General features: G+C 61.7%; 8 protein-coding genes and 1 pseudogene. 3 read left to right on the forward strand and 6 right to left on the reverse strand.

Going from position 1 to position 15,955, the window contains the following annotated elements; all coding sequences use genetic code 11:
- Positions 1 to 29 precede the first annotated feature (29 nt).
- Positions 30 to 7,829, forward strand: coding sequence for a SwmB domain-containing protein (locus FHS81_RS17105; RefSeq protein WP_183754787.1), 7,800 nt, complete (start codon positions 30 to 32; stop codon positions 7,827 to 7,829).
- Positions 7,830 to 8,043: 214 nt separating this feature from the next.
- On the opposite strand, the gene FHS81_RS17110 is transcribed toward FHS81_RS17105, so the two are convergent.
- From FHS81_RS17110 to FHS81_RS17135, 6 genes are all read right to left on the reverse strand, one after another.
- Positions 8,044 to 9,108, reverse strand: a complete 1,065-nt coding sequence (locus FHS81_RS17110) for an LLM class flavin-dependent oxidoreductase (RefSeq protein WP_183754789.1) — start codon at positions 9,106 to 9,108, stop codon at positions 8,044 to 8,046.
- 135 nt (positions 9,109 to 9,243) lie between these two features.
- The gene (locus tag FHS81_RS17115) at positions 9,244 to 10,593 is read right to left on the reverse strand and encodes an LLM class flavin-dependent oxidoreductase (protein ID WP_183754791.1); all 1,350 of its coding nucleotides are present in this window, start codon (positions 10,591 to 10,593) and stop codon (positions 9,244 to 9,246) included.
- Between the two features lie 419 nt (positions 10,594 to 11,012).
- On the reverse strand, positions 11,013 to 12,401 hold the full coding sequence (locus tag FHS81_RS17120) for a PepSY-associated TM helix domain-containing protein (RefSeq protein WP_183754793.1): 1,389 nt from the start codon (positions 12,399 to 12,401) through the stop codon (positions 11,013 to 11,015).
- A gap of 138 nt (positions 12,402 to 12,539) precedes the next feature.
- Positions 12,540 to 12,947: a DUF2946 family protein gene (locus FHS81_RS17125; RefSeq protein WP_281374538.1), complete on the reverse strand. Its 408-nt coding sequence runs from the start codon at positions 12,945 to 12,947 to the stop codon at positions 12,540 to 12,542.
- Positions 12,948 to 13,091: 144 nt separating this feature from the next.
- Entirely contained in the window at positions 13,092 to 13,244 is a 153-nt protein-coding gene (locus FHS81_RS17130; RefSeq protein WP_183754797.1) for a hypothetical protein, read from the reverse strand.
- Positions 13,245 to 13,366: 122 nt separating this feature from the next.
- On the reverse strand, positions 13,367 to 14,140 hold the full coding sequence (locus FHS81_RS17135) for an SDR family oxidoreductase (protein ID WP_183754800.1): 774 nt from the start codon (positions 14,138 to 14,140) through the stop codon (positions 13,367 to 13,369).
- Between the two features lie 139 nt (positions 14,141 to 14,279).
- Here FHS81_RS17135 and FHS81_RS17140 point away from each other — a divergent pair, with 139 nt between their 5' ends.
- Both FHS81_RS17140 and FHS81_RS19375 read left to right on the forward strand, forming a co-directional pair.
- The gene (locus tag FHS81_RS17140; RefSeq protein ID WP_183754802.1) at positions 14,280 to 15,176 is read left to right on the forward strand and encodes a LysR family transcriptional regulator; all 897 of its coding nucleotides are present in this window, start codon (positions 14,280 to 14,282) and stop codon (positions 15,174 to 15,176) included.
- A 183-nt stretch (positions 15,177 to 15,359) separates the two neighbouring features.
- Positions 15,360 to 15,575, forward strand: a pseudogene (locus FHS81_RS19375) (EamA family transporter); the annotation flags it as partial.
- Positions 15,576 to 15,955 lie beyond the last annotated feature (380 nt).

Here is a 15,955-nt window from a genome sequence, read left to right on the forward strand (position 1 = left end):
GGCTAATTACTCTTTAAAGGAATTTCGACATGGCAATTACAATTTCAGGCGTGATCGATACCGTGGGCAAAATCGTCGGACGCCTCCAGAATGGCGCAACGACTGACGATACGAGACTGGCGCTCGTCGGCACCGGAACGGCAGGCCAAGTCGTGACGATCTATAATGGCGAAACACCACTGGGAACGGTGACAGCGGGTGTTGGCGGTCGCTGGCTGTTCCACACCCCGCTTTTGGAAGACGGGGAATATCAATTCAAGGCCGGGCAGGGCACGGAAGTCACCGATATCTACACAATCACGGTCATGGCCCCCTACAGCCTGGCGCCGGATACACCTGCCTTTCAAGGAAAAACGGTTGGAGGATATTATAATTTGGGCGCCTTCGCAGCCGTGACGAGTGACGGCAAAGTCGTGGCGTGGGGGGATACGACTAATGGCGGCGCCGCCCCTGCAGATTTGACGGATGTTGTGCAGGTCTTCTCGGCCCGCGACGCCTTCGCGGCCCTGAAGGAGGACGGCTCTGTCGTGGCGTGGGGGGATCCGACTAAAGGCGGCGCCGCCCCTGCAGATTTGACGGATGTTGTGCAGGTCTTCTCGACCCGCAACGCCTTCGCAGCCGTGACGAGTGACGGCAAAGTCGTGGCATGGGGGAATCCGGATTATGGCGGCACCGCCCCTGCAGGTTTGACGGATGTTGTGCAGGTCTTCTCCACCGAGCGCGCCTTCGTGGCCGTGAAGGAGAACGGATCTGTCGTGGCGTGGGGGAATCCGGATTATGGCGGCACCGCCCCTGCAGGTTTGACGGATGTTGTGCAGGTCTTCTCCACCGAGTACGCCTTCGTGGCCGTGAAGGAGAACGGATCTGTCGTGGCGTGGGGGAATCCGGATTATGGCGGCACCGCCCGTGCAGGTTTGACGGATGTTGTGCAGGTCTTCTCGAGCGCCAGCGCTTTTGCGGCCCTGAAGAGGGACGGATCTGTCGTGGCATGGGGAAATCCAACGAATGGCGGCACCACTCCTGCAGGTTTGACGGATGTTGTGCAGGTCTTCTCGACCCGCAGCGCTTTTGCGGCCCTGAAGAGGGACGGATCTGTCGTGACATGGGGGAGTCCAACGAATGGCGGCACCGCCCCTGCAGGTTTGACGAATGTTGTGCAGATCTTCTCGACCCGCGACGCCTTCGTGGCCGTGAAGGAGAACGGATCTGTCGTGGCATGGGGGAATCCAACGAATGGCGGCACCACCCCTGCAGGTTTGACGGATGTTGTGCAGGTCTTCTCGACCCGCAGCGCCTTTGCGGCCCTGAAGGAGGACGGATCTGTCGTGACATGGGGGAATAATAACGGCACCGCCCCTGCAGGTTTGACGAATATTGTGCAGGTCTTCTCGACCGACTCCGCCTTCGCGGCCCTGAAGAATGACGGATCTGTCGTGGTGTGGGGGGCTGTGGGTGCTGGCGGCGCCGCCCCTACAGGTTTGACAGGGGTGGTTTCGTTTGGAACGCCATATGGCGACACTGTCATGCACAACTACTATCCCCCGCCGACGCTTGACACGGCGAACGGGATCACGACCAGCGCGGACGGCAAGTCCATCATCCTCACCTTCAACGAGGATCTGGACAGCGGCACAACGTTCGAGCTTGGCGACTTCACCGTGAAGGTCAACGGGCGGACGCTCGGCGCGGACGATTTCGACACCGTTTCCGTGGACGGCAAGACGGTGACGCTCACATTCAAGGCCGCCACCGCGGCAATCGCGATCGGCGAGACGGCCGAGATCACATACACTGGCGACGACATCAGGACACAGGCCGGCGGCGTGCTGGCGAGCGATACGATCAAGGACAAGGCCGTCACGAACGCCAGCACCGTCACCGTGCCAACGCTTGACACGACGGACGGGATCACGACCAGCACGGACGGCAAGTCCATCACCCTGACCTTCAACGAGGATCTGGACAGCGGCACAACGTTCGAGCTTGGCGACTTCGCCGTGAAGGTCAACGGGCGGACGCTCGGCGCGGACGATTTCGACACCGTTTCCGTGGACGGCAAGACGGTGACGCTCACATTCAAGGCCGCCACCGCGGCAATCGCGATCGGCGAAACGGCGGAGATCACATACACTGGCGACGACATCCGGACACAGGCCGGCGGCGTGCTGGCGAGCGATACGATCAAGGACAAGGCCGTCACGAACGCCAGCACCGTCACCGTGCCGACGCTTGACACGACGAACGGGATCACGACCGGCGCGGACGGCAAGTCCATCGTCCTCACCTTCAGCGAGGATCTGGACGAGACCAGTGTTCCGACCGCATCAGACTTCACCGTGACAATCACCCGCGCCGACGGCACGGAGCGGATGCTGACAGCGGACGACTTCGCCACCTTTGTCGTTTCCGCAACCGACAAGACGGTGACGCTGAACCTCGTCGACGCCGCCGCAATCGCAGTCGGCGAGACGGTGACGATCTCCTATACCGGCAGCACCATCAAGACACCCGGCGGCGGTGTGCTGGCAAACGATGCGATCGCGAATATGGAGGCGGCGAACAAGGTGCCGCCGACGCTGGCCGCAACGGACGGGATCACGACCGGCGCGGACGGCAAGTCCATCGTCCTCACCTTCAACGCGGATCTGGACGAGACCAGTGTTCCGACCGCATCAGACTTCACCGTGACAATCACCCGCGCCGACGGCACGGAGCGGATGCTGACAGCGGACGACTTCGCCACCTTTGTCGTTTCCGCAACCGACAAGACGGTGACGCTGAACCTCGTCGACGCCGCCGCAATCGCAGCCGGCGAGACGGTGACGATCTCCTATACCGGCAGCACCATCAAGACACCCGGCGGCGGCCTGCTGGCAAACGATGCGATCGCGAATATGGAGGCGGCGAACAAGGTGCCGCCGACGCTGGCCGCAACGGACGGGATCACGACCGGCGCGGACGGCAAGTCCATCATCCTCACCTTCAACGCGGATCTGGACGAGACCAGTGTTCCGACCGCATCAGACTTCACCGTGACAATCACCCGCGCCGACGGCACGGAGCGGATGCTGACAGCGGACGACTTCGCCACCTTTGTCGTTTCCGCAACCGACAAGACGGTGACGCTGAACCTCGTCGACGCCGCCGCAATCGCAATCGGCGAGACGGTGACGATCTCCTATACCGGCAGCACCATCAAGACACCCGGCGGCGGTGTGCTGGCAAACGATGCGATCGCGAGCGAAACCGTCACGAACAAGGTGTCGCCGACGCTGGCCGCAACGGACGGGATCACGACCGGCGCGGACGGCAAGTCCATCGTCCTCACCTTCAACGCGGATCTGGACGAGACCAGTGTTCCGACCGCATCCGACTTCACCGTGACAATCACCCGCGCCGACGGCACGGAGCGGATGCTGACAGCGGACGACTTCGCCACCTTTGTCGTTTCCGCAACCGACAAGACGGTGACGCTGAACCTCGTCGACGCCGCCGCAATCGCAGCCGGCGAGACGGTGACGATCTCCTATACCGGCAGCACCATCAAGACATCCGGCGGCGGTGTGCTGGCGAACGATGCGATCGCGAATATGGAGGCGGCGAACAAGGTGCCACCGGCGCTGGCCGCAACGGACGGGATCACGACCGGCGCGGACGGCAAGTCCATCATCCTCACCTTCAACGCGGATCTGGACGAGACCAGTGTTCCGACCGCATCAGACTTCACCGTGACAATCACCCGCGCCGACGGCACGGAGCGGCCGCTGACAGCGGACGACTTCGCCACCTTTGCCGTTTCCGCAACCGACAAGACGGTGACGCTGAACCTCGTCGACGCCGCCGCAATCGCAGCCGGCGAGACGGTGACGATCTCCTATACCGGCAGCACCATCAAGACACCCGGCGGCGGTGTGCTGGCAAACGATGCGATCGCAAATATGGAGGCGGCAAACAAGGTGCCGCCGACGCTTGACACGGCGAACGGGATCACGACCGGCGCGGACGGCAAGTCCATCATCCTCACCTTCAACGCGGATCTGGACGAGACCAGTGTTCCGACCGCATCAGACTTCACCGTGACAATCACCCGCGCCGACGGCACGGAGCGGATGCTGACAGCGGACGACTTCGCCACCTTTGTCGTTTCCGCAACCGACAAGACGGTGACGCTGAACCTCGTCGACGCCGCCGCAATCGCAGCCGGCGAGACGGTGGCGATCTCCTACACAGGCAGCACCATCAAGACATCCGGCGGCGGTGTGCTGGCGAACGATGCGATCGCGAATATGGAGGCGGCGAACAAGGTGCCGCCGACGCTGGCCGCAACGGACGGGATCACGACCGGCGCGGACGGCAAGTCCATCGTCCTCACCTTCAACGCGGATCTGGACGAGACCAGTGTTCCGACCGCATCAGACTTCACCGTGACAATCACCCGCGCCGACGGCACGGAGCGGATGCTGACAGCGGACGACTTCGCCACCTTTGTCGTTTCCGCAACCGACAAGACGGTGACGCTGAACCTCGTCGACGCCGCCGCAATCGCAATCGGCGAGACGGTGACGATCTCCTATACCGGCAGCACCATCAAGACACCCGCCGGCGGTGTGCTGGCAAACGATCCGATCGCGAGCGAAACCGTCACGAACAAGGTGTCGCCGACGCTGGCCGCAACGGACGGGATCACGACCGGCGCGGACGGCAAGTCCATCGTCCTCACCTTCAACGCGGATCTGGACGAGACCAGTGTTCCGACCGCATCAGACTTCACCGTGACAATCACCCGCGCCGACGGCACGGAGCGGATGCTGACAGCGGACGACTTCGAGACCCCTTCCGTGACCGGCAAGACGGTGACGCTGGTTCTGAAGGACACCACGGCGGCAATCGCGAACGGCGAGACGGTGACGATCACCTACACAGGCGACGACATCAAGACCCAGAGCGGCGGCGTGCTGGCCGGAACCGCTATCGCGAGCGAGAGCGTTACGAACACCGTGCCGGAAAACAAAGCGCCGACCATCAGCGACGTCCCCTCCGACACCGCCGGTGTCACTGTGGGCACGCCCGCTGAGCTGGCGAACTTCACCGTCGCAGATGAGAACGACGATGAACTGACCGTCACGCTCACGCCCGCCAACGGCACCATCGAGGGCCTGACCGAGAATGGCTCCAGCGTCACCAAATCCGGCGACGTCTACACGCTCACCGGCACGGCCGCTGCCATCAACACGCTGCTGGAAGCGCTGACCTTCACCGCCACAGCGGCAGGCCCAGCCTCCATCGCCATCAAGGTGAACGACGGAAAGGCAGACGTCGAGGCCACATACAACTTCAACGCCGCAGAGCAGGCGCCGGAAAACAAAGCGCCGACCATCAGCGACGTCCCCGCCGACACCGCCGGTGTCACTGTGGGCACGCCCGCTGAGCTGGCAAACTTCACCGTCACAGACGAGAACGACGATCAACTGACCGTCACGCTCACGCCCACCAACGGCACCATTCAGGGCCTGACCGAGAATGGCTCCAGCGTCACCAAAAACGGCGACGTCTACACGCTCACCGGCACGGCCACTGCCATCAACACGCTGCTGGAAGCGCTGACCTTCACCGCCACAGCGGCAGGTGCGGCCTCCATCGCCATCAAGGTGAGCGACGGAAAGGCACCAGACGTCGAGGCCACATACAGCTTCAACGCCACAACCAGCGGCGGAGGAAACAACGACGGCGAAAACAAAGCGCCGACCATCAGCGACGTCCCTGCCGACGCCGCCAATGTCACTGTGGGCACGGCCGCTGAACTCGCGAACTTCACCGTCGCAGACGAGAACGACGATCAACTGACGGTGACGCTGACGCCGACCAACGGCACCATTCAGGGCCTGACCGAGAATGGCTCCAGCATCACCAAAAACGGCGACGTCTACACGCTCACCGGCACGGCCACTGCCATCAACACGCTGCTGGAAGCGCTGACCTTCACCGCCACAGCGGCAGGTGCGGCCTCCATCGCCATCAAGGTGAACGACGGAAAGGCATCAGACGTCGACGCCACATACAGCTTCAACGCCACAACCAGCGGCGGAGGAAACAACGACGGCGGAAACAACGACGGCGAAAACAAAGCGCCGACCATCAGCGACGTCCCCTCCGACACCGCCGGTGTCACTGTGGGCACGGCCGCTGAGCTGGCGAACTTCACCGTCGCAGACGAGAACAACGATCAACTGACCGTCACGCTCACGCCCACCAACGGTACCATCGAGGGCCTGACCGAGAATGGCTCCAGCATCACCAAAAACGGCGACGTCTACACGCTCACCGGCACGGCCGCTGCCATCAACACGCTGCTGGAAGCGCTGACCTTCACCGCCGCGGCGGCAGGTCCAGCCTCCATCGCCATCAAGGTGAGCGACGGAACGGCACCAGACGTCGACGCCACATACAGCTTCAACGCCACAACCAGCGGCGGAGGAAACAACGACGGCGAAAACAAAGCGCCGACCATCAGCGACGTCCCTGCCAACACCGCCAGTGTCACTGTGGGCACGGCCGCTGAGCTGGCGAACTTCACCGTCGCAGACGAGAACGACGATGAACTGACCGTCACGCTGACGCCCACCAACGGCGCCATTCAGGGCCTGACCGAGAATGGCTCCAGCATTACCAAAAACGGCGACGTCTACACGCTCACCGGCACGGCCGCTGCCATCAACACGCTGCTGGAAGCGCTGACCTTCACCGCCACAGCGGCAGGCCCAGCCTCCATCGCCATCAAGGTGAGCGACGGAAAGGCATCAGACGTCGAGGCCACATACAGCTTCAACGCCACAACCAGCGGCGGAGGAAACAACGGCGATGGCGGAAACAACGGCGACGGTGGTGATACTGGCGCCACTGGTGAGCCGGGTTCTGACAACAAGCACGATGTATTCATTGCGCCTGCAGGGGATACGGCCAAGGTGCTGCTCAGGAACCTTGCCGATTATGCCCTCGAGCACAAGGGCGGCCACATCAGCATCAGCGAGAGTGGCGCGGTTGCCGACAGCCTCGTCGGGTTCACGAAGCTCGTATTCAAGGACGGCACAATCGACCTGACCTCGCACTCCGGGTTGTTCGATCCGCTGTACTACGCTCTGAACAACCTTGACGTCTTCAGGGCCGGGATCGGCTCTTCCGAGCACTATCAACAATTTGGCGCGCGGGAAGGCCGCGATCCCAACGCCTTCTTCAATGTCAGTGCTTATCTGGCGGCAAACAAGGATGTTGCAGCGGCCGGGGTTGATGCGGTTCAGCACTTTATCCAGCATGGAGCAACCGAGGGCCGCGATACCTCTATCCACTTCGACGTGCGCCTGTATCTGCAGAACAACCCGGATGTCGCGGCGGCTGGCGTGAATGCGCTTGAGCACTATATGGACTATGGTCGCGCTGAAGGTCGCAAGGTGTATAAGGCAATCAGCGAGAACATCTTTGCCGACAGCTTCGACGAGACGTATTATCTCCTCGCCAATGAAGACGTCGCTGCGGCTGGTGTGGATGCCCGGGAGCACTTTACCGAGTATGGCTTCAAGGAGGGCCGCGCCGCTAACAGCTTGTTTGATCCGCACGGTTATCTGTCCGCAAACGCGGATGTTGCGGCTGCGGGCGTTGATCCGCTGGAGCACTACAATACATATGGTTGGCGCGAGGGTCGGGCGGCATCGTCCGAGTTCAACACGCTGGCCTATCTTGCGGAGAATCCGGACGTTGCCGCCGCAGGTGTCAACCCGCTGACGCATTACCTGCAGTACGGCGTCTACGAGGGTCGCCAGATCGAGGAGGCGTAAGCCTCCGATACAGAAGACTACGCGAACTGCCGTGGGTGCTGAAGTTGATATGCGCCTCACCCGCAGCAGTTGGCGCCCGGGTTTCAACCAGGAAGGGGCGGGCCAATGGCCCGCCCCTTCTCATTACTGGCACGTACAAGCCTCTTCCGGTGACGGAAGACACAGTTTCCTTCCCGATGATAAGAAAGGCGCATGCACGGCGCATCTCTCAGTTTCACAGCAATGGCAGCAACTGCTGGCCCTGACGCCTGATTTCCGAAAGATAGGGCGTATCGGAAAGCACGAAATGCGTGATGCCCAAGTCGCGGTATTTCTTGAGGGAACGCGCGACATCTTCCGCCGAGCCCACGAGCCAAGTGGTGCCGGCACCGCCGCCGCCATATCTGCCGGGGGTCGTATAGAGGTTGTCGTCCAGAACCTCGCCGCGCCCATAAAGATCGAGCAGTCGCTGCTGGCCGACGGAGACTTCTTCCTTGTGGTCGTGCCATCCCGCGCCGGATGTCTTCGCCAGTTCGGCGACCTTCGCCTGCGCATCGGCCCACGCCTGCTCGGTGGTGTCGCGTACCAGAGTGGTCACCCGCAATCCGAACTCAAGCGGCGGCAAATCGCGGTCAAGATCGCGCGACAACTGTTTCAGACGCTCGATCCGCACCCGGATGCCCTCAAGCGGCTCGCCCCAGAACAATTGCACATCCGCGTCGGTGGCGGCCACACGCTCGGCAGCCTCGGAAGCGCCGCCGAAATAAAGCTTGGGATGGCGGCGCTCCCCGCGCGGCTGGATGCGCGGCTCCACCGTTGAACCCGCAACGCGGAAATGCTCGCCTTCATAAGTGACGCTTTCTTCCGTCCACAACCGCCGCACCAGCCGGAGGAACTCGCGCGTGCGATCATATCGATGGTCCTGATCGCCCTCGCTATCGCCATATGCAGCGAGGTTGTCCTTGCCCGAGACGATGTTGATCCGCACGCGCCCGCCCGTCAGATGATCCAGAGTCGCAACGGCGGAAGCCAGATGCGCCGGACGCCAGTAACCGGGGCGGATTGCGATCAACGGCTCGAACGTCGTCGTTCTGGCAGCAAGCGCGGTGGCAAGGGTGAACGTATCGGGCCGGCCCCAGCCGGTGCCGATGAGCGCGCCCTTCCAGCCATTGTCCTCCAGCGCCCTGGCGTGCTCGGTCAGCCGGTCGAGGCTGTTATGGTTGTCGACGGTCGGATCGCCGCGATGACCCGGATTGACCTGATTGGGAATGTACCAAAGAAACTCCGACGTGCTGCTCATGCGCTGATCCTGAATCTATGAACAACACTTCCCGGCGATAAGCTCCCGCCTGCTGCCGGAAAGCGCTTGCAATCGCAAACAAAGGCTGCCGCCGCATTTCAAACGGACGGGGCAGCAGCCTCTTGTTCCGAAAAGTCACTCGGCGGCGGTGGCCTGTGCGAAACGGTTCGGCGGACGCCTCAGGCCGAGGTTCTCGCGCAATGTCCGGCCTTCGTATTCGGTGCGGAACAGGTTGCGCCGGCGCAGCTCGGGCAACACGAGCGCGATGAAATCGTCAAGGCTGCCGGGCAGCAGCGGCGGCATGACATTGAATCCGTCCGCGCCGTAATTGATGAAGCGCTCTTCAAGCTGATCCGCGATCTGCTCCGGTGTGCCGACAAGCTGCCAGTGCCCGCGCGCACCAGCGATCCGCAGATAAAGCTGCCGGATGGTGAGATTTTCGCGCCGCGCCAGTTCCGAAACAAGCACCTGCCGGCTCTTGCTGCCGTTGGTTTCTTCGAGCACGGGAACCGGATCGTCCGGCGAATAGCCGCGCAGGTCGACGCCGCCCAGATGCTCGGACACCAGCGCAAGGCCGACACGCGTGTCGATCAGCGACTGCAATTCCTCGAACTTTTCCTTCGCCTCAGCCTCCGTCGCCCCTATGACCGCGTTGACGCCTGGCAGGATCTTGAGGTCTTCGGGAAGGCGGCCATACTTCGCCAGCCGCCCCTTGACGTCGGCATAGAAGGCAACAGCTTCCTCAAGCGTCTGCTGGGCGGTGAAGATCAGCTCTGCCGTGCGCGCGGCCAGTTCCTTTCCGGGTTCCGACGACCCCGCCTGCACCACGACCGGATGCCCCTGCGGCGACCGGGGAATGTTGAGCGGCCCCTTGACGGAAAAATGCCGGCCCTTGTGCGCTAAAGGATGCAGCTTTGCGGGATCGAAGTACTGGCCAGACTGCCTGTCGCGCAGGAAGGCGTCGTCGTCCCAGCTATCCCAGAGGCCCAGCACGACATCCGCGAACTCTTCCGCCCGTTCATAGCGGCTAGCGTGATCGATGGGTTTGTCGTGACCGAAATTATAGGCGGATTCGAGATCGCCGGATGTCACGAGGTTCCAACCGGCGCGGCCATGGCTCAGGTGATCGAGCGACGCGAACTGACGGGCCAGATTATAGGGGTCGCTGAAACTCGTTGAGGCCGTTGCCACAAGTCCGATGCGGTCGGTCACGGTGGCCAGCGCGGACAGCAGCGTGATGGGTTCGAACTGCCGCACGCCGCTATGCGCCTTATGGCTCGCTGCTTCGGGATATTTCAGGCGCACGCTCACGCCATCGGCGAGGAAAACGGCATCGAATTTCGCAGCTTCGGCCTTTTTCGCAAAGCTGACGAGGCTTTCGACGCCCTCCCCGATATCCGATTGCTCATGCCGCCACGCGGCGACGTGATGCCCACCTTCATGGTAAAAAGCACCAAGCTTTAAATATCCATCGCGTCTGGCCATGAAACTGGATCTCCGATTCAGCAAAAACAGGCGACATTCCCGGCAGGGCTGCGGCGGAGATAAAAGGGCCGCAAGCCTCGGTGCCGGGTACGGGCAGCGTCAGGGCACACCAAAGGCCCCGTCATCCACCCGCGTATTTCAATGCGTCGTCATACGTTCGGGGAGCCACTCGGTAATGTCAATATATAATCTATATATTTTATATAAATTATGCACTGCCGATAGCCTTGGCCGTCGCAGTGTTCCATCCGGGTTTGCCGGGCCGATTGCGGAAGTCGTCGCGGTTCGACAGCAGCACGCGAACGCCTTTGCAGCCCGCGACACCGCCTGCGCGATATGGACATATCCATAAAGGCCGACGGTCCGGCACGACAACGGGACAATCGCCTGGCCGCGCTAAATCCGGCCCGGCATGTGGCTTAACTCTGGAAGGCTCTTGCGTCACGTGCCGCGCTCAACTTCTGCCACAGAAGGTCGAGCGCCAACATCACCAGCAGGGACAGCCCCGTCAGCGGGAAGATGATCCCGCCAATCACAAGGATGATAAAAAGCCCTGTGAATGCCCTGCGATCCGATGGCAGGGGCGGCACGCCGAGGCTGCCGGACGGGCGGCGTTTCCACCACATGACGGCTGCCGAGACCGCAAGCAGCACGATGCCGATGCACGCCACCAGCAGGACAATCTGGTTCAGCGCGCCGAAGGTCTGGCCCATGTGCGTGTTGATGCCGAACTCCAGCCAGCGCCCCAGCGGGCCATATTCGGCATAGCTCATATCGAGCAGCGGCTGGCCCGTGTATTGATCGAGGTGGATCACCCGCTGCTGACTCAGGTCATTGGGATAGACGGAGCCTGAAAAAACGCCCGTGGCCTGTCGTGGCAGCGCGATGGAATATCCCCGATGCAGTCCCATTTCCTTGAAGATCCCGGCAGCCGCGTCCACGCCGATGGAGGACATGCCCTCACGCGGTGGCGCGGTTTCAGGAATCCGTGCCTGTTCGAGCGACCATGAGGTCTTGGCGACATGGTCGAGGTGCTCGTCGGACATGGGGACATCGACCCGCAACCCGGACGGATAACCGAAGTTGCTGCCATTGGCCCACTGGTTGACCTTGGCGCCCCACACCGAGGACCACGGCATGCCGGTTACCGACAGAAACACGATGAAGCCGCCTGCGATGATGCCGGTAACGGCATGTGTGTCGCGCCAGAAAACCCGTCGCCCGGGCGTGCCCCGCACCGACACCACACCGCCCTTCCGCCCGCGCGGCCACCAGAGATAAATGCCGGTCAGCGTCAGCAGAATGGACCAACCGCCCACGATCTCGATCAGCATCCGGGGGTTGGGGCCGAAATACCGGAAGGAATGCAGATAACGCACGGTCCAGGCGAAGGTGCTGCGATCCGGCCTCACCTCCAGAACCTCGCCGGTATATTGGTTGACGAAGACGGCCATCCGGCCACCGCTCTCAGGCTGGACGGTAATTTCGGTCGAGAGATTATCGGCGGCGGGATCGGTGAATTTCACCGCCGTCCCCGGCTGGGCAGCCAAAGCTGCCTCAATGATGCGGGAAGGCGCAAGCCCCTGTCCCTCGACGGGAGTAACCCGCATGAAGTCTGCATGTACGAACTGATCCACATCAGCCCGAAAGAGATAGATCGCCCCGGTAACGGCAATCGTAATCATAAAGGGCAGAACCAGAAGTCCCGCGAAGAAATGCCAGCGCCAGACAGCGCGGTAGAGATCGGAAGCCTTCGCGCGGCGCGCGGCTGCCTCCGGGAGGGTGACCCCGTTGGTTGTATCGGTCATGTCGATATCCGTTCTGAAGATGTCGATGAGAGCATTTGTTGACCGGACACATCGCTGGGCCGGCCGAACTTCGCTCGAAATCGAAAGACCAGCCCCAAGCCTGGTTTCAATGAAACCGGAATGCTGGCTGGAGACGCCTCAGAACAGAACAGGCGGGCCGGTAGCCGGCGGCAGGCCGGTGGCCGCGGCGATTTGTAAAATGGATGGACCGCGAGGCGGCGCAAGAACCGTCAGCGTCGTGTCCGGCTGCTGAACGGCCACGAGATCCGGCAGATCGAAAGCCGGGTGTGACGCCGCCCATGAACAATAGTCCGCCTTTTGGGTGGGTTCGCCGTCGCTCTCCGTGGTGTCGGCGACAGGCTCCATGGTCGCGGAATCGAACGCCATCTCAACCATGCCGTCCCCCGTGCAGATGACGAGCATGACGACACCATTGGAAGACATCGCGGGCATGATGCCATTTGCGAGCAAAGACAGGAGTGCAAAGGGTAACAACGCTACCCAGACTCCGATCACGCGCAAATATCGCCCCGAAAACCGCCACATACTCTACAAATACCAGAATAAATGTATAGTAACAACGTCTTCCGCGAACTTGATCTTGCAGGGCTGTGCAAAACACCGTTCAGGCTGTCTTCGGCAGACCGGCCTCACACCATGGCACGTATGGAGCATACCCCGATGCTGCAATCAGAAGCTTTTCCGCGACATGGGCGGCAAAGCCCATGTCGCCGGTCGCCAAACTCCACCGAGTGCCGCGATCGCCGCGCGATAGCTGTCCAGTTCCGCAGGCTTCACCTTCAGCGTCACGAAAAGGCGCAGGTCACAGGGTGTGCTCGACATTGGCATCTCCTGTGAGTTGGAAAAAGCGGGAACCCGGCAAATGCTTCCACGACGGCAGCGCCATAGCGGATGCGTCGAAGGATGACGGCGGCCCTTGAGGCCGCCGCACTTTTCATCGCATCTTACTTGGTGGTGTAGCCGCCATTGACGAGGATGGTCTGGCCCGTCATCCACCACCCTTCGGTGACAAGGAAGCGGATGTAGGGCACGATATCCTCGATGTCGGTCAGGCCGGTCTTCGAGACTTTCGACAGTGCCGCCGCCGTCTTGTGATATGCCTGCGCGTCTTCGGATTCCTGGCCGTAGAAGAAGGGCGTGTCCATCGGACCGGGTCCGATCGCGTTCACGGAAATGCCGCGCTCGCCAAACTCCTTCGACGCCGCGCGGGTGAAATGCTCGACCGGCGCCTTCAGCCCGGCATAACTGGCATAAAACGGCGTGAACGCGCCCAAGAGCGAAGTCACCAGCGTAACGATGGAACCGTTGTCGTTCAGGTTCCGCCCGGCTTCCTTGAGGAAAAAGAAGGCCGATTTGGCGTTGACGTCGCTCATTTCGTCATATTCTGCCTCGGAGATATCGAGGATCGGCTTTTTCAACACTTTGCCGACGGTGTTGATGGCGATGTCGGGCTTGCCGAAGGCAGAAACGGCATCGGCGAAAAGCTTTTCGACAGCACCAGCTGTGGTGAGATCAGCCTGAAAGGCGGCCGCCTCGGCGCCAAGGGCCTTCACAGCGGCGACGGTCGCCTCCGCCTCGGCCCCGGTGGCGGCGCTGTTGTAGTGGATGGCGATGGCTTTCGCGCCCAGTCCGGCAAAGTCGCGCGCGATCAGCCCGCCAAGGTTCTTGGCACCGCCAGCGATGATGACGGTTTTGCCGTTGATGGAACGATCGGTCATGGATTGAGCCTCCTTGAAATGCGGCGGCCACATCATGCAGCCGCCCTTTCGGCATCAATTTATCGTCTGAATTTACATTATAAAGATCGACATTCTGGCATCATATGTCAGAATTTAAGAACAATGGATGGTGCCTGCTTTGGACCGTATCGATCTTTTCCGCACCTTTATCCGTGTCGTTGACACGGCAAGCTTCACACGCGCGGCAGACATGCTCGGCTTGCCGCGCTCGTCGGTCTCGGCGGCAGTGGCAGAGCTGGAAGGACGGGTCGGCGCGCGGCTGCTGCACCGGACGACGCGCAAGGTGTCACCAACCCAGGACGGCCTTGCGTTCTATGAACGCTGCCTGCGGACCATCGCGGACTTTGAGGAAACCGAGAGCTTCTTTCGCCAGGGCACCAGGCCTTCGGGCAAGCTGCGCATCGACGTGCCCGGACGAATCGGTCGCCTTGTCGTCGCGCCGGCTCTGCCGGCCTTCCTCGACGCCTATCCCGAGATCGATGTCACCCTTGGTGCGACCGACCGGGCCGTGGATCTCGTTGGAGAGAGCGTCGACTGTGTGCTGCGTGTCGGCCCCCTGAACGATTCAGGGCTGATCGCGCGCAATATCGGCAGTCTGCCGCTCGTCAACGTCGCCAGTCCCGGCTATGTCGCCCGGCACGGCACGCCGCGTTGCCCCGACGAATTGAGCGATCATTGGGTGGTGAACTACGCTTCGCCCTCGACCGGCAGGGTCGAGCCCTGGGAGTGGATGGACGGAGACGTGCTGCGAACCCTGCCGATGCGCAGCCGCGTGACGGTCAACAGCGCCGAGGCTTATGTCGCCTGTTGCCTTGCTGGCCTCGGACTCATCCAGATCCCCGTCTATGACGTGCGCCGTCACCTGAACACGGGCGAACTGGTCGAGGTGATGCCGGATCACCGCGCCGAACCCCTGCCGATGACGCTGCTCTACCCGCACCGCCAACACCTCACGCGGCGAGTTCAGGTGTTCAGCGATTGGCTGGAAGATCTGTTGCACCGTGAAGTTCTGTAAAAGCGCTCGAACCAGTTCGAGGTTCGATTGGCTCTCTGCGGCACGGTAAGTGTCATCATCATCTATAATGAGCCGCCCTATGACTTCGCTGGAATTGGCGGTGCTTCTTGCCCTCGCGACCGTATAAGGTGGATCGTTCCTCTTCAACAGCATTGCGGGGAACGTATGCCGTGCGACCGGCGTGTTTGGGCGGCTTTCTTTGGAATGGGCTTATTGAATAACGCCATCCCGTTCTCATTGATCGTCTGGGATCAACAGCATATCGCCCCAGGCGTGGCGTCGATCTTGAGCGCCTCGACACCGCTTTTCACCGTGGTCCTTGCCCATCTATTGACCAGCGACGAATGCATGACGGACGGCAAGTTTGCCAGGGTGCTTATCGGTTTCGTAGGGGTGGCCATTTCGGAAGCCGAAAGCACCACGGCTCGGCGCTTCGGCTCAAAGCCGGCTTCCCAGGGCGCGGGCCGCTTCGACAGTTCGACCATCTCCGGGACGGGCGCGGCCGGTGCGGCCAGAACCTCCATGAATTTCGCGACCCCTTCTGGACTCAGCAGATTCTCCATCAGCTCGTCCTCGGCCGCGCGCACGGCGGCGCGATCGATCATCGCGACGTCCGCCTCGTGCAGTCGCATCGAGATCGGGTATTCCTTGCGTTTCGCGATGCTGGCCATGCGACCCTTTATCCTAGGCTCAGGACTCATTGATTGAGATAGAATGTTACGGCTGCTGCGATGCATATGGCCGAAAAGAAGGTGTGGGCGCATCGGTCGTATCGTGTT

It is taken from the genome of Pseudochelatococcus contaminans (genome assembly GCF_014195635.1).
Taxonomy (GTDB): domain Bacteria; phylum Pseudomonadota; class Alphaproteobacteria; order Rhizobiales; family Beijerinckiaceae; genus Pseudochelatococcus; species Pseudochelatococcus contaminans.